Consider the following 15,123-nt stretch of genomic DNA (forward strand, 5'->3'; position numbering starts at 1 on the left):
ACCCCTTGTGACGGAGGCCAGTCCGCTCGTGCCCAACCCGTACCTGCACGTGCTGCGGACCCCGCATGCTCTGCCGATGGTGCTGGCCGCGTTCATCGGCCGGCTGCCGCTGTCGATGATCGGCCTGGGCAGCGTGCTGCTCGTCCAGTCCGAGACGGGTTCCTACGGACTGGGTGGTGCGGTTGCCGCCGTCGGTGCGGTCGCCACCGCGATCGCCGGGCCGGTGATCGGCCGGCTGGCCGACACCCACGCCCAGCGCCGGGTGCTGCTGGCCGTGCTGGCGGTCTTCGTCGTCTCGGGGGTGGGCTTCCTCTGGTCGGTCCGCGGCGGCTGGCCGCTGTGGACGGTGTTCCTCACCGCCGCCGCGGCCGGGGCGAGCATCCCGCCGGTCTCCTCGATGATCCGGGTGCGCTGGACCCACCTGCTCCGCGGCACCCCCCGGCTGCCCACCGCGCTGGCCATGGAGTCGGTGGTCGACGAGTTCGTCTTCATCGTCGGGCCGGTGCTGGTCACCTTCCTGTCCACCACCGGGCACACCACCTCCGGCGTCGTCACCGCGTTCACGCTGGCCGCCGTGGGCAGCCTGCTCTTCGCCGCACAGGGCCACACCGAGCCGCCGCCGGCCGCGCACGGGCACCGGCGCGGGGCCTCGGCGATCCGGGTCCGCGGGCTACGGGTGCTGTTCGTGGTGGGAGCCGCGGTCGGCGCCATCCTCGGCGCGCTGGAGATCGGTCTGGTCGCCTTCGCCGACGAGGTGGGGCAGCGGTCGCTGTCCGGGCTGCTCATCGCCGGGCTGGCCGCCGGCTCGATGTTCGCCGGCATCGGCTGGGGCGTCGTGCACTGGAAGGTGCGGTTGCGGCACCGGCTCGTCGCTGCCCTCGTCGTCCTGACCGTGCTCACCGTGCCGCTGGTGCTGGTCACCAGCTACTGGCTGATGCTGCCGCTGGTCGTGGTCGCCGGCATCGCCGTCTCGCCCTCGTTGATCAGCGCCTTCACCCTGGCCGAGGTGCTGGTGCCCCGATCTGCGGTCACCGAGGCGTTCACCTGGATCGGCACCGCGCTGGCCCTGGGGGTGGCGATCGGGGCGTCGGTCGCCGGGAAGATCGTGGACACCGTGGGGGCGAACGCCAGCTTCCTGGTCGCCACCGTGGCGGCGGGCCTGGCGGCGGTGGTGGTCGGCCTGGGGCAGCGGACGCTGCACGTGCCGGCCGAGCACGCCGCCTCCCCGGCGTTGGCCCACTGAAGGAGGACGCCGTCCTCCCCACCCCTCGCACGCTCGCGGTGGGACCCGGGAGGAGGCCGGGCGGGCCTGCTGCTGCGATGCTCCGCGGATGACCTCCCCCCGCCCCGCCGCCGGCGGCGGCCGCCTGCTCGGGGTCGCCCCGGAGCGGCTGGACCGCTGGCTGGACGGCGTCGCGCAGCGGCACGGCGCGTTCACCGACGTGCAGGTCGACGACGCGGGCGTGGTCACCGTGACCTGTCAGGACACCACCACGGTGCGGCTGACCGCCCCCTACGGCTGGACGCCGGGACCGGCGCCGCTGACCGCCTTCACCGCCGCGGCCAAGGTGCCGCGGCGCACCGCCGTCCTGCTGGTCCGGCGCGGCCGCTGGGCGGTCGGGGTGTTCGACGGCGCGGACCTCGTCGTCTCCAAGGTCGACACCCGCCAGGTGCAGGGCCGCACGGCCGCCGGCGGCTGGTCGCAGCAGCGCTTCGCCCGCCGGCGCGGGCACCAGACCGACGCCGTCGTCAGCCACGCCGCGGACACCGCCGCCCGGGTGCTGCTGCCGCACGCCGGCACGCTGGACGCGCTGGCGCCGGGCGGGGACAAGGGCCTGGCCGCGGAGGTCCTCACCGACCCGCGGCTGCGCCCGCTGGCCGACCTCCCGCGCCTGCCCGCGCTGGACGTCGGCGAGCCGACGAAGGTGGTGCTGCTGGCGACCCCGGCTCAGTTCCGGGCCGTGCGGGTGCACATCGTGGAGCCCACCGACCGCAGCTGAGCGGCCCTGTGGACACCTGCCCCCTCAGCAGGTGTGGTGCACCTCCTGGAGCCGGTGCACCCGGGTCGGGATGCCCACCTGCCGGGCCTTGAGCTGCAGCGCCAGGTAGAGCGAGTAGTGCCGGGACTGGTGCAGGTTGCCGCCGTGGAACCACAGCGCCTCCTGCTGGGTGGGCTTCCACATGTTGCGCTGTTCGCCCTCCCACGGGCCCGGGTCCTTGGTGGTGTCCGAGCCCAGCCCCCAGACCTTGCCCACCCGGTCGGCGACCTCCTGGCTGATCAGGTCGGCGGCCCAGCCGTTCATCGAGCCGTACCCGGTCGCGTAGACGACCAGGTCGGCCGGCAGCTGCGTGCCGTCGGCCAGCACGACCGAGTCCTCGGTCAGGTGGTCGACCTGCCCCTTGACCAGCCGGACGTCGCCGTTCGCGACGAGGTCGGCCGCGCCCACGTCGATGTAGTAGCCCGAGCCGCGGCGCAGGTACTTCATGAACAGGCCCGACCCGTCCTCGCCCCAGTCGTGGTCGAACCCGGCGGCCTCGAGCCGCTGGTAGAAGTCGGCGTCCCGCTCCCGCATCTGGTCGTACAGCGGGATCTGGAACTCGTGCATGATCCGGTAGGGCAGCGAGGCGAAGGTGAGGTCGGCCTTCTCCGTCGTCATGCCGCCGGCGACGGCCTCCTCGGAGTACAGCGCACCCAGCCCGATCTCCATCAGCGACTCCGACCGGACGATGTGGGTCGAGGAGCGCTGGACCATCGTGACGTCGGCGCCGTTCTCCCACAGCGCTCCGCAGATGTCGAAGGCGGAGTTGTTGGAGCCGATGACCACGCACCTCTTGCCGCGGTAGGCGTCCGGGCCCGGGTGGGCCGAGGAGTGGTGCTGGTCGCCGCGGAAGACGTCCTGGCCGGGCAGCACCGGGACGTTCGGCTTGCCCGACATCCCGGTCGCCAGCACCAGCTGCGTCGGGCGCAGCTCCACCGGCACGCCGTCCCGCTCGACGGTGACCCGCCACTCCTGGGTCGCCTCGTCGTAGGCGGCGCTGATCGCCCGGGTGTTCGACCAGTAGTTGAGCTCCATCACCCGGGTGTAGGACTCCAGCCAGTCGGCGATCTTGTCCTTGGGGGCGAACACCGGCCAGTTGTCGGGGAACTTGATGTAAGGCAGGTGGTCGTACCAGACGGGGTCGTGCAGGCACAGCGACTTGTAGCGGCTGCGCCACTGGTCGCCGGGCCGGGGGTGCTTGTCGATCACGATGGCGGGGACGTCGAGCTGCCGCAGTCGGGCCCCGAGGGCGATCCCGCCCTGCCCGCCACCGACCACGAGCACGTACGGCTGGGTCTGGTAGCCCAGCTCCCGGGCCTCCCGCTCGCGCCGGTCCAGCCAGGTCTCCCGGTCGCGGTGGATGCCGTGCTCGGCGCCCATCGGCCGCCGGTCGCGCACCGGCTCCTCGTGCCCGGTCAGCTCGTACAGCGTGGTCAGCAGGGTCCAGGCCCGCCCGTCCTGCAGGCGCAGGTGCCCCCGCCCACGGCCGACGGCGGTCTGGAAGGTGATCCACGCCTCGTCGACGCCGTCGGCGCCGGTGGGCGGCTCGGCGGCCGTGAAGCCCTGCGGGTCGGTGTGGTCGAGCGTGGCCTCCAGCAGGTCACGGACGCCGTCGTGCCCCTCCACCGTGGTGATGTTCCAGCTGAACGAGACCAGGTCGCGCCAGAAGCAGGTCGGCGCGAACAGCTCGACCACCCGGTCGACGTCCCGGGCGGTCAGCGCGGACTGGAAGGCTTCCAGCCAGGCGGCCACCCGGCTGCCCGGGTCGTCCGCTCCGGTGGTCGGGGTGTCGGTCGGGTCCAGGGTCTGGGTCACCGTGCGGCTCCTGCGTCCTCGGAGGAGTGGCCGCCGCGACCGGCGTCCGTGAGCAGCTGACCACCCTGCCGCCACCCGGTGAGAGAGCTCCGGAGGAGTCGCCCCGTCCCCGTCGAGCGCCGCCACCGTCTGTGTGATCCGAGACACACTCAGTGACGCCGAGAGGGGCCAAAGTCGCGATCTTGGCCCCTCATGGGGTCAGGGCTGGAGGACCAGTCGGATCGGGTCGCCCTCCTTGCGGGACAGCCGGTCGACCGCCGTCGCCGCCTCGCTGAGCGGCAGGGTGTCGCTGACCGAGCGGGCGAAGTCGATCCGGTGGTGGCGCACCAGCTGCACCAGTTCCAGCACGTGCTCGGGCATCGACCCGTAGTGGCCCAGCACCTTCTGGCCGAAGTAGCTGAACGCCGTCCCGTCCTCGATCGTCAGCGGCTGCCTGGTCAGGCCGACCAGCACCAGCGCGCCACCGACGCCGAGCGCGCGCACCGCCTGCTCGCGCACCGCGGCGACCCCGGCGAAGTCGAAGGCGAACGCCAGACCGGCCCCACCGGTCGCGGCTCGCACCTGGTCGACCAGGTCGTCGGCGGCGGGGTCCAGGGCCACGTCCGCGCCGAACTGCAGCGCCCGTTCCCGGGCGGCCGGCACCGGGTCGACGGCGATGATCGGCGCCGCCCCGGCCAGCCGGAGCAGCTGCACGCCGTGCGCGCCCAGCCCGCCGATGCCCCAGACGCCCACCGACTGGGCCGGCCGGACCCCGGCGGTGGCGGTGATCGCCCCCCACGGGGTGGAGACCGCGTCGGGCACGATGCAGGCCTGCTCCAGCGGCAGGTCGTCGGGGACGGCGACCAGCGTGTCCGCCCGCGCCACCGCGTACTGGGCCCACCCGCCGTCGTAGTCGACACCGCGGGTGTGCACGACGCCGTGCCGCTCCTCCCCCGCCTGCAGCAGCACCCGCTGGTCGGCGGCCCAACCGGTCACGCCGTCGCCCAGCGCCGCCACGGTGCCGGCCACCTCGTGGCCCAGGGTCACCGTGTCCCCGGGCAGGAACAGCGGGGTCAGCTCGCCCTCGATGAGGTGGACGTCGGACAGGCAGACGCCGGCGGCGCGCACCCGGACGAGCACCTCGCCGGGGCCCGGGGTCGGCACGGGCACCTCGGTGACGGCGAAGTCGCGGGTCCGGACGTTCAGCCGCCCGGCGAGCATGGAGTCAGGGATCGTCTCGGCCATCACCCCACCCTGCCCCCGGCCGTGCAGGCCCGCCGTCCGGGGGTAGGGGAGCGCGGTGTCTCCTTCCTCACGAGCGGCGGACGGCCGCCTGGACAGCCGCCCCGACCAGCAGCCGACCGGCCCTGCCCCCGTTCCGGGGGTCTCCCGGCTCGACCTGGGGCCGGGAGCGGAGGCGTTGCTCGCCGTCCCGGCCGGTGACCCGCAGCCGCGCCCCCTGCTGGTGTTCTTCCACGGTGCCGGCGGGACGGCGGAGCAGTCGCTGGCCGCGGTCGGCGCGGCGGCCACCGACCGGGGGGTGCTCGTGCTCGCCCCGACGTCGGCGGCCACCACCTGGGACCTGATCGCCGGCGGGCTGGGCCGGGACGTCGCCGTCCTGGACGCGGCGCTCGGCCACGTCTTCGCCACCTGCCCGGTGAGCCGGGTGGCCGTGGCCGGGTTCTCCGACGGCGGCTCGTACGCGCTGTCGCTGGGCGTGGCCAACGGCGACCTGGCCGAGGCCGTGCTGGCCTTCTCCCCGGGCTTCGTCTCCTCGCCCGGCCGGTACGGCCGGCCCCGGTTCTGGCTCAGCCACGGCAGCGCGGACCCGGTCCTGCCGGTGGACCGGTGTGGGCGGCGGGTCTCCGCCGAACTGCTCGCCGACGGCTACGACGTGACCTACGAGGAGTTCGCCGGTGGCCACGTGATCACCCCGGAGCTGGTCACCGCGGGGCTGGACTGGTGGCTCGGCGCCCCGGCCGGCTGACCGGGGCGGCCGGCTCAGCTGCGCGGCGTGTCGTCGGTGGTGAGCTCGACCTCTTCGTGCCGCAGCTGCTCGGTGACCGTCGACTGCTCGGTCTCCCACGAGGTGGTCAGCCGCACCCGCTCGGCCGGCACCCGCTCCAGGGAGACCCGGGGCTCCTCGGCGTAGAGGGTGACCCACCCGGTGCTCCGGGAGGGCTGGCGCTCTCCCGAAGAGGGGTCCTGGCCTGCCTCGCGACCGTCGTGGGCCAGCGGGAGGTGCTCGATCCGGGCGCGCTGCCGGGTGATCGTCACCGGCACCAGCACCTCCTCGCTGACCTCCTCGATGCGGAGCACGGCCCGCGTCCAGGGCTCGACCACGGTGGTGACGTCCAGCTGCTCCTCGGCGCGGGTCATCGCGCCGTCGCCGTCACCGGTCCGGGTCGGCACCGCGGCGGGGGGTGTGGCCCGGGTCCGGGCCGTGGTCGGCTCGCGGTAGTGCTCGAGCAGTGCCGACTCCTCGTCCGGGCTCAGGTGGTCCGCTCGGGTGGCCCGGGGAGCGGAGTCGACGGCGGCCGAGTCGACGGCCAGCTGCAGCCGGCCGTCGGTGAACTCGGACCCGGCGACCGGGGCGATGGTCGGCACCTCGTCGGTGTCCGGCGCCGCGTGCGTCCCCGGGGTGAGGCCCACCCACGTGGGCTGCTGGGTGGCGTCGTCGAGGTAGACCGCGGTGATCGTGCCCAGCGGCTTCCCGTCGCGGTCGTGGGCGATCGCCCCGATGACAGAGGGCGGAGTCGGGTCACTGGCCATGCCAGGTGGGTGATCCGGAAGGCGCTGGTCTACACATCGCCCGGCGGGTCGTACGAGAAGTCGGTTGAGCCGGGCACGGACCGCGCGTAGCGTCCTCCGACCGTGTCCGTGCCGTCCGCCCCGGCCCATCCCCCCGCCGCCGACCCGACCGATCTCGTCCTCACCGCCGAGCGCGACCACCTGCTCCGCGCGGCGGAGTGCCTGACCTTCATGCGCGCCGCCGCCGTCTCGGTCACCGACGCCGGCGTCGACGCCTGGGCCTCCGAACGGCTCGGTGCCGCCCGGGCCGAACGACTCCTCGCCCTCGCCGCCGACCCGGGCGTCCCGGCCTTCTTCGGCCGGACCGACGGCGCCGGCGACACCGGCCCGGAGAGCTTCCACATCGGCCGCCGCCACGTGCGCGACGCGGCCGGCGACCCGGTGGTCATCGACTGGCGTGCGCCGATGAGCCGGCCGTTCTACCAGGCCAGCGCTGCTGATCCGCAGGGTCTGCTGCGCCGCCGGCGGTTCGGGTTCGCCGGCGGGGAGCTGACCAGCTACGAGGACGAGCGGCTCGCCGACGGCGAGGACGCCGGTCAGGCCTCCCAGCTGCTGCGTCAGGAGATCGAGCGCCCGCGCAGCGGCCCGATGCGCGACATCGTGGCCACGATCCAGCCCGACCAGGACGACATCGTGCGTGCGCCGCTGGCCGAGTCGATCTGCGTGCAGGGTGCCCCGGGCACCGGCAAGACGGCGGTCGGGCTGCACCGGGCGGCCTACCTGCTCTACACACACGGCGACCAGCTGGCGCGCACGGGCGTGCTGGTGGTCGGGCCGAACCGGGCCTTCCTGCGGTACATCGAGCAGGTGCTGCCGGCGCTCGGCGAGGTGGAGGTCGACCAGGCGACGGTCGCGAGCCTCACCGCCCGGGTGACGGTCCGCGCGCAGGACGAGCCGGCGGTCGCCGTCCTCAAGGGCGACCCGCGGATGGCCGACGTGCTGCGCCGGGCGCTGTGGGGCGGCATCCGCAAGCCGGTGGACTCGGTGCAGGTGTCGCTGGCCGGCCGGAAGTACCGGATCGGGGAGGACCGGCTCAAGCGCTTCGTGGACGACCTGCGCCGGGCCGGCACCAGCGGCGTCGACGAGCAGCAGCTGGTGCACTACGCCGCCGGCCGGGAGCGGCTGGCGATGTCCCTGGCCGAGTACGCCCGGCGGCTGAAGGAGGCCGGCGGTGGGAGCCCGTCCGACGCGGAGACGCGCCGGACCGCCCGCAGCGCCGAGGTGCGGGCCTTCTGCGACGCCGTCTGGCCGGCAGTGGACGCCGCCGGGCTGGTGCACGACCTGTTCACCGACCCCGAGCGGCTGGCCCGGGCGGCCCGGGGCGTGCTGACCGAGGAGGAGCAGGCACTGCTGCACTGGCCACGCGCACCGCGGTCGGTGCGCGCCGCGCGGTGGACGCCCGCGGACGCGGTGCTGGTCGACGAGGTGGCCGGGATGCTGGACCGGACCCCGGGCTACGGGCACGTGGTGGTGGACGAGGCGCAGGACCTCTCCCCGATGGAGTGCCGTGCCGTCGCCCGCCGGCTGGGCGCAGGCTCGCTGACCGTGCTCGGCGACCTGGCCCAGGCCACCAGCCCCTGGTCGGTGGCGGACTGGTCGCAGACGCTGGCGGCGCTCGGCCGGCCAGCCACGACCGTGCGGCCGCTGACCCGGGGCTACCGGGTGCCGGGGGAGGTGCTCGACTTCGCCAACCGGCTGCTGCCCGCGATCGCCCCCGGGCTGGCCGCGGCCACCGCGGCCCGCCGGGAGCCGGGTGCGCTGCAGCTGCGGCCGGTCGGCACGCTGGCCGGACCGCTGGCCGAGGTGGTCGGTGGACTGGCGGCCACCGCCGGCTCGACCGGGGTCGTCTGCGCCGACGCCTCGGTCGCCGAGGTGGTCGCGATGCTCGCCGCGGCGGGGCTGGACGTGGCGCCGCTGGCCGACGACGGCGCCGCGCCCGCCCGGGTGTCCGTCGTCCCGGCCGGGTTGGTGAAGGGGCTGGAGTTCGACCACGTCGTGGTGGTGGAGCCGGCTGCGATCGTAGCCGCGGAGCCGCGCGGGCTGCACCGGCTCTACGTCGTCCTCACCCGGGCGGTGAGCAGCCTGGTCGTGCTGCACCACGCCGACCTCCCCGACCTCCTGGTCGAGGCGTAGGAAGCTGTGCACCCGGTCTGGACGCCGAGACCGGGTGCACAGCTTCCTGTGTCTGTGGCCGGGGTTTGTGCCTGCGCGGGGGCGGTGGTCGGCGTCCCTAGGCTTCCGGCGTGTCCGACTCCCTGCGCCGCGCCCTGCGCGCCCCCGCCGCCCCGATCGAGCTGCGTGAGATCGACCCGCGGTCGACCCCGCTGGCCCCCGGCGACAAGGAGCGCACCCGGGAGGGGACGCGGCTGGACGCCGGCCACCTCGCCGAACTGCAGCAGCGGCTGTACGCGGAGGGCAGCGGCGGCAGCCGGCGGCGGGTGCTCCTCGTGCTGCAGGGGATGGACACCAGCGGCAAGGGCGGGGTGGTCAAGCACGTCGTCGGTGCGATGGAGCCGCACGGCGTCACGGTGGCCAGCTTCGGCAAGCCGACGCCGGAGGAGCTGCGGCACTCCTTCCTCTGGCGGGTGCGCCGGGCGCTGCCCGGGCCGGGGAAGGTCGGCGTCTTCGACCGCTCGCACTACGAGGACGTGCTGATCGGCCGGGTGCGGGAGCTGGCGACCCCCGAGGTGATCGAGCGCCGCCACCGGGAGATCGTGCGGTTCGAGCGGCAGCTCGTCGCCGACGACGTCACCGTGGTCAAGGTGTTCCTGCACCTGTCGCCGTGGGAGCAGAAGCAGCGCCTGCTGGCCCGGCTCGACGACTCCAGCAAGCGCTGGAAGTTCGATCCCGCGGACGTCGACGAGCGGGCGCTGTGGCCGCAGTACCAGCAGGCGTACGCCACCGCCCTGGAGCGCACCGACACCGACACCGCACCCTGGTACGTCGTCCCGGCCGACCGGAAGTGGTACCGGAACTGGGCGGTCGGCCGGCTGCTGCTGGAGACGCTGACCGAGCTGCAGCCCCGGCTGCCGGAGCCGCCCTGGGACGTCGACGAGCAGCGCGACCGGCTGATCGAGGAGCACCCGATCAGCTGGTGAACGGCGTCCCGCGGGCGAGGCGCTCGTCCAGGGCCTGGGTGAACAGCCAGCCGCCGATCAGCACGAACTGCAGCAGGAACAGCCAGAAGCCGATGGCGATCACGCCGCCGACCACGGTGAGCCCGCCGAACGGGGCGCCGAGGTCCAGCGGCAGGGCGAGGAAGAGGACGAACCCCTGCAGGAAGCCGGACAGGCAGGCGGCGGTGAACAGCGCCCCAGCGACCACGGCGCGCCAGCCCAGCCGGCTGACCGCGACCACCCGGAAGATCCACGCCAGCGGCAGGGTGAGGGCGAACAGCACGGAGTAGTAGCCGGCGGCGAACCCGCCGACCGCCGCGGCGAACCCCGGGGTCTCGGCCAGGCGCGCCAGCACCCCCGCGACCAGGAGGAGCGGGTACAGCAGCAGCGGTGCCAGCACCAGCAGCGGCAGGGCCAGCGCCCGGCCCCGCCAGGCGGTGAACCGGTCGTGCGACGGGCTGAAGCGCAGCAGGGCCCGGCGCAGCCCCTCGCCGTAGAGCGAGATGGGCAGCAGGGTCAGCAGGGCGCCGACCACGTCGAGGCCCGTGCCGGCCTCCGCCAGCCGGTCCACCGCGCGCGGGGCTCCCAGCGCACCGGGCAGCACCTCGGTCAGCCGGCCGGTGAGGTCCCGCACGGTGTCGGCACCGGCCAGCCAGCTGGTCAGGCCGAGGGACAGCACGAGCGCCGGGACGACGGCGATCCCGGCGTAGAAGGTGAGCCCGGCGGCGATGAGCGCGGTGTCCCGCTGGCGCATCCGGGCCCGCATCGCCTGGAGCAGGCCGCGCGCCTCCCTCGCCACCTGCATCAGGTCATGTGATCAGGTCTGGGTCGGGCGCGCTCGGCGGCGCGCCCGGCGCATCGGTCAGGGAACCGAGTTGGACGAGCCCACCAGGATCATGAAGGTGAAGGCCACCACCAGGATCAGCAGGAAGGTGCCGACGATCAGCAGGCGTGCGCGGTTCTTGGGCAACCGGCCCTGCCCGGTGCGGTCGGGTCGGTCGTCGGGTCGCTCGCTCATCGGTCCTCCCGGACGTCGTGTCAGGCCGCGGGACGCGGTGGCCGGCTCCGCCAGCCCCGGGGCGTCGCCTGCGCGGACGAGCAGGCGACGGTGCCCGGTGCCTGCCCACTTCCACCGACCCTCACGCCTGCCGCGGGCGCCCACTCCGGTCAGCGACCGCCGAGCAGGTGCTGCGCCGCCGCGAAGCCGCCCAGGCCGCTGACCGCACCGCCGCGCACCGTGCCGCCCGAGGACGCGGCGACCACCCGCGGGTGCGCCGTCGCCACGCCCCAGGTGCCGACGGCGGCCGGGTCGGGGGCGACCGGCCACGAGAGGTCGCCGTGGAAGATGTGCCCGCCCGGCATCGCCAGCGACGCCTCGACGTCCAGCGGCGAGGACGCCTGCAGGCACGGTCGCCCCTCGCCGTCGGTGGCGAGGCAGTCGGTCAGTGGCTCGGTCAGGTGTCCGTCCAGCTGGGCGACCACCCGGCGCACCGCCTCGGCCCGGGTGCCGGCGGGGTCGGCCGCGTAGAGCTCGGCCGGCGTGTGCAGTCCGAAGAGCGTCAGGGTGTGCAGTCCGGTGCCGCCGACGATCGAGGGGTCGGTGAGCGAGTGGCAGTAGACCTCGAACGGGATCACCTCGGGCAGCCGCCCGGCCGCGGCCTGCGCGTACGCGGCGTCGATCTGACCGGCGGCCTCGTCGACGTGCACGGTCCCGCTGAAGACCCGGCGGGGGTCGGCGCCCGACCGCAGGCCGGGCAGCCGGCTCAGCACCATGTTGACCTTCAGCTGCGACCCCGACGGCCGCGGTGCCGGGGCGGTGCCCAGCAGCTCGTCGAGCACGGCAGGGGCCGCGCCGCTGACCAGGTGCCCGGCGTCGGCGGCGTGCGCCGTCCCGTCGGCGTCGGTCCAGTGCACGGTGACCCCGTCGCCCCGGGTCTCGACCGCGGTGACCTCGGTGCGGGTGTGCAGTGCGGCGCCCCCGGCCCGCGCCGCGTCGGCGAGCGCACCGCTGACCGCTCCCATGCCACCGACCGGCACCCGCCAGCGACCCGTGCCGTTGCCGATCAGGTGGTAGAGGAAGCACCGGCCGGCCACGCCGTCCGCGGCGTGCACGTCGGCGAACGTGCCGATCAGCCCGTCGGTGAGCGCGATGCCCCGGACGTCGTCGTCGGTGAGGTGGTCGGCCACGACGTCGGCCAGCGGCCGCTCCCGCAGGTCGTGCCACATCCCCGGGTCACGCAGGCGTGCGGTGAGCTCGGCCTCGCTGGGCAGCGGACCGGTCAGGGTGGGGGCCAGGTCCTCGGCGAGGGTGGTCAGCCGGCCGTAGAACCGCTGCCAGCCGGCGAACTCGGCGTCCGAGCCGGTGAGGGCCCGGAAGGCGGCCGCCGTCTCCGGCCCCTCGTCCCGCTCGACCAGCAGCCCGGTGGCCGCGCCGCCGCGGCGCACGGGGGTGTACGAGGCGACGGCGCGGTCGACCAGGGTGATCGGCAGCGCCAGGTCGGCGACGATCCGGTCGGGCAGCAGGCTGACCAGGTAGGAGTACGCCGAGAGCCGGACGTCGACGCCCGGGAAGACCTGCTCGCTGACCGCGGCGCCGCCGAGCACGGCCCGCCGCTCCAGCACCAGCACCGACCAGCCCGCGCGGGCCAGGTAGGCGGCGGCGACCAGCCCGTTGTGGCCGCCGCCCACCACGATCGCGTCGTACCGGGCGGCGGTGGTCGTGCCAGAGGTGCTCACGCCAGCTCCCGGGCGAAGAAGACGGCGTACGGGTCGTCGGCGTCGACGTAGTGCCCGAACGCCTCGACCGGCCGGTAGCCCGCCGACGTGTACAGCGCGACCGCCTCCGGCTGCCGGACCCCGGTCTCCAGGCGCACCGTCGTCCACCCGCGGCGGAGCGCCTCGGCCTCCAGGCCGGCGAGCAGCAGCCGGGAGATGCCGCGACCGCGCGCCGGCGGGACGACGTACATGCGCTTGACCTCGGCCTCGGTGTCCCCGAGCGACCGCAGCGCGCCGCAGCCGACCGGCGTGCCGTCGTCGTCCCGGGCGAGCAGCACGACGGCCACGTCGGCGGCCGACGGCGGCACCCCCGGCTCGCCCGCACCGTCGTAGCGGGCCCGTAGCTCGAGCTGCTGGGCGGCGGTCAGCGCGGCGACGTCCGGGTCGTCCCAGGAGGCGGTGGAGAGGGTCGGCACCGGGTCATCCTGGCGGGCCGTCGTCCACCCGCTGCAGCAGCCCCCAGACGAACTGCGCGCGCAACCCCCGGGGCAGGTGCACCTCGAAGCGGCTCGGGACGCCGGGGTCGACACCGGCCGCGTCGGGCAGACCGAGGACGTCGTCCAGCACGTGCTCCCAGACGCGCAGTGCGTCTGGGGTGGCGGCCGGGACCGGCGAGTCGGGGGCGCGCACCAGCTGCTCGTGCAGCACCGAGCCGTCGGGGCCGCACAGCACCTCCCACCGCAGGAACGGCCACAGCGGCAGCGGCCAGCGCCGGACGGTGAGGTCCACGTCACCGAACCGCCTGCCTTCCACCTGGTCGGCGGGGCCCAGTACGGCCGCCCGCAGCGCAACCCCGCGAGGCGCTCGCTCTGCGTGATGGAGAGCTCGCCAGCGACGGTGCGCGAGACGCGCCTCGGCCCGGTCGGCACCCAGTCGGGGCAACGCCTCGGCGACCAGGTCGGGTCGCGTGTCGGCCATCCGGCGGAGCAGTACGAGACAGAACTCCCGGCGGCCCAACCCCTGCACCCGGCGAGCCTGTCACCCTCGGTGAGCGTGTTGAATCACCCGGCCGGAGTTTCTGCACAAATGTGCCCCGGCCGTTTGTCACGAGCTCATAACGCACGTACGGTCACCAGCGGTCCTGACGGGCAGCGCAGTCGCCCACCCGGGTGACGACCGACAGGACCGCCGCCGAACCACACGGCTCGCCGCAACACTCGCGGGCTCGTGGACCGGGGACCCACCGCAGCACTGGGGTGAAGCTCCGCACGGCCCGTTCGCGGGCCCGAGGAGCCGGGCGACTTCCCGCCCGAACCCGTCAGCTAACTCGGTAGGCGGCAGGTGGAAGAAAGGACACACCCGCCGAACATGGCGAGTTCGCACACCTCCGTCCGTCATGGCCGCAACGGCCGACGGGCCCTGCTCACCCTGTTCATCGCGGGTGGCGTAGCCCTTGCCCCAGTGCCCGCACTGGCGGCTCCTGAAACCCCCACCACCTCGCAGGAGGCGGCCGAGCTCATCGCCGCCCGCGGTCACGACCTCGAGGTCGTGACCGAGAAGATGCACGAGGCGACCGACGTGCTGACCAGCATGAAGGCCGCCTCGGACGCCGCAGCCGCCGAGCTCGTCGCCGCTGAGGCATCCGTCGTCGAGGCCCGCGACCACGTGCGTCAGGTCGCCCGCAGCGCCTACACCGGTGAGCAGCTCTCCTCGCTGCAGGCCATGCTGACCAGCTCCTCCGCCGACGAGATGCTCGACCGGATGGGCACGCTGGACAGCATCGCCGGGCACAACAACGAGGTCCTCGGCGTCGCACAGCAGGCGAGCGTCGCTGCCGACGAGGCGAAGGCCGCGGCCGCGAAGGCCGCCGCCGACGCGGAGGCCCAGGTCGCCGAGGTCGCCGCCCAGCAGGCCGACCTCAACGAGCAGATCGCCGAGTACCAGGCCGAGTACGACCGGCTCTCCGCCGAGGAGCGGGAGCGCGCCCGGATCCTGGCCGAGCAGCACGCGGCCGCGGAAGCGGCTGCGGCCGCAGCCGAGCGCGAGGCGCAGGCGGCCGCCGCCGCCGAGCGCAGCAGCCAGGCCGCCTCGCGCGACGAGCGGACCGCTGCCCCGGCTCCCGCCCCCGCTCGCTCGTCCGCGCCCAGCGCGGTGGCCGCCCCGGCGCCGTCCGCCCCGGTCGTGGCCAGCAGCGGCGCTGCCGCCACCGCGGTGAACACCGCCATGGCCCAGCGCGGCAAGCCCTACGTGTGGGGCGCGACCGGTCCGAACTCCTACGACTGCTCGGGTCTGGTGAAGTACTCCTACGCCTCGGCCGGGGTCAACCTCCCCCGCAGCAGCAGCCAGCAGGCACAGGCGGGGCGTGCGGTCTCTCGTGGCGAGCTGCAGCCGGGCGACCTGATCGCCTTCTACTCGCCCGTGAGCCACATCGGCATCTACATCGGTGGCGGCCAGATGGTCCACGCGCCGACGTCGGGTGACGTGGTCAAGGTCGCCAGCATCGACGCCATGGGGCCCATCACCGCCATGCGTCGGGTCGCCGGCTGACGCCTGCACCACCCTGCGACACCCACCGGTGCCCCGGTCGCCTCACGGCGGCCGGGGCGCCGGTGCGTCCGGGCCCGGTGGCGACGATCACGCGGACCCGG

Annotated in this window: 14 protein-coding genes and 1 riboswitch; of the genes, 6 read left to right on the forward strand and 8 right to left on the reverse strand. The window is 74.9% G+C overall.

Features of this window, described 5'->3' with window-relative positions; translation table 11 throughout:
• Positions 1–28: 28 nt before the first annotated feature.
• Positions 29–1,243, forward strand: coding sequence for an MFS transporter (locus tag O2W20_RS02685; RefSeq protein WP_269170210.1), 1,215 nt, complete (start codon positions 29–31; stop codon positions 1,241–1,243).
• Between the two features lie 88 nt (positions 1,244–1,331).
• Complete coding sequence (locus O2W20_RS02690; RefSeq protein WP_269170211.1) at positions 1,332–2,000, forward strand: acVLRF1 family peptidyl-tRNA hydrolase; 669 nt, start codon at positions 1,332–1,334, stop codon at positions 1,998–2,000.
• A gap of 24 nt (positions 2,001–2,024) precedes the next feature.
• Here the strand turns inward: O2W20_RS02690 and O2W20_RS02695 are convergent, their stop codons facing one another.
• Positions 2,025–3,854 (reverse strand): NAD(P)/FAD-dependent oxidoreductase, encoded by a 1,830-nt coding sequence (locus O2W20_RS02695; RefSeq protein WP_269170212.1) that lies wholly within the window; start codon positions 3,852–3,854, stop codon positions 2,025–2,027.
• Positions 3,855–4,052: 198 nt separating this feature from the next.
• On the reverse strand, positions 4,053–5,078 hold the full coding sequence (locus tag O2W20_RS02700; RefSeq protein ID WP_269170213.1) for a zinc-binding dehydrogenase: 1,026 nt from the start codon (positions 5,076–5,078) through the stop codon (positions 4,053–4,055).
• Between the two features lie 55 nt (positions 5,079–5,133).
• Here O2W20_RS02700 and O2W20_RS02705 point away from each other — a divergent pair, with 55 nt between their 5' ends.
• Entirely contained in the window at positions 5,134–5,820 is a 687-nt protein-coding gene (locus O2W20_RS02705; protein ID WP_269170214.1) for an alpha/beta hydrolase, read from the forward strand.
• A gap of 14 nt (positions 5,821–5,834) precedes the next feature.
• Here O2W20_RS02705 and O2W20_RS02710 read toward each other — a convergent pair whose 3' ends face one another.
• The gene (locus tag O2W20_RS02710) at positions 5,835–6,605 is read right to left on the reverse strand and encodes a PRC and DUF2382 domain-containing protein (RefSeq protein ID WP_269170215.1); all 771 of its coding nucleotides are present in this window, start codon (positions 6,603–6,605) and stop codon (positions 5,835–5,837) included.
• A gap of 102 nt (positions 6,606–6,707) precedes the next feature.
• Here O2W20_RS02710 and O2W20_RS02715 point away from each other — a divergent pair, with 102 nt between their 5' ends.
• Positions 6,708–8,777, forward strand: coding sequence for a HelD family protein (locus O2W20_RS02715; protein WP_269170216.1), 2,070 nt, complete (start codon positions 6,708–6,710; stop codon positions 8,775–8,777).
• Between the two features lie 110 nt (positions 8,778–8,887).
• Complete coding sequence (locus O2W20_RS02720) at positions 8,888–9,742, forward strand: PPK2 family polyphosphate kinase (protein ID WP_269170217.1); 855 nt, start codon at positions 8,888–8,890, stop codon at positions 9,740–9,742.
• On the opposite strand, the gene O2W20_RS02725 is transcribed toward O2W20_RS02720, so the two are convergent.
• The 5 genes from O2W20_RS02725 to O2W20_RS02745 all read right to left on the reverse strand — a co-directional run bounded on the left by O2W20_RS02725 (position 9,732) and on the right by O2W20_RS02745 (position 13,264).
• Positions 9,732–10,565, reverse strand: coding sequence for a YhjD/YihY/BrkB family envelope integrity protein (locus tag O2W20_RS02725; protein WP_269170218.1), 834 nt, complete (start codon positions 10,563–10,565; stop codon positions 9,732–9,734). The genes O2W20_RS02720 and O2W20_RS02725 overlap by 11 nt on opposite strands.
• A 57-nt stretch (positions 10,566–10,622) precedes the next feature.
• Entirely contained in the window at positions 10,623–10,778 is a 156-nt protein-coding gene (locus O2W20_RS02730) for a hypothetical protein (RefSeq protein WP_269157973.1), read from the reverse strand.
• Positions 10,779–10,927: 149 nt separating this feature from the next.
• Positions 10,928–12,496, reverse strand: coding sequence for a phytoene desaturase family protein (locus O2W20_RS02735; protein WP_269170219.1), 1,569 nt, complete (start codon positions 12,494–12,496; stop codon positions 10,928–10,930).
• The gene (locus tag O2W20_RS02740) at positions 12,493–12,951 is read right to left on the reverse strand and encodes a GNAT family N-acetyltransferase (protein ID WP_269170220.1); all 459 of its coding nucleotides are present in this window, start codon (positions 12,949–12,951) and stop codon (positions 12,493–12,495) included. The genes O2W20_RS02735 and O2W20_RS02740 overlap by 4 nt, the downstream gene beginning before the upstream one ends.
• 4 nt (positions 12,952–12,955) lie before the next feature.
• On the reverse strand, positions 12,956–13,264 hold the full coding sequence (locus O2W20_RS02745; RefSeq protein ID WP_269170221.1) for a hypothetical protein: 309 nt from the start codon (positions 13,262–13,264) through the stop codon (positions 12,956–12,958).
• A gap of 407 nt (positions 13,265–13,671) precedes the next feature.
• A riboswitch (cyclic di-AMP (ydaO/yuaA leader) is annotated at positions 13,672–13,827 on the forward strand.
• A 109-nt stretch (positions 13,828–13,936) separates the two neighbouring features.
• Here O2W20_RS02745 and O2W20_RS02750 point away from each other — a divergent pair.
• Positions 13,937–15,022, forward strand: coding sequence for a C40 family peptidase (locus O2W20_RS02750; protein ID WP_269170222.1), 1,086 nt, complete (start codon positions 13,937–13,939; stop codon positions 15,020–15,022).
• Positions 15,023–15,123: the final 101 nt, after the last annotated feature.

It is taken from the genome of Modestobacter sp. VKM Ac-2982, assembly GCF_026967935.1.
Lineage (GTDB): Bacteria > Actinomycetota > Actinomycetes > Mycobacteriales > Geodermatophilaceae > Modestobacter.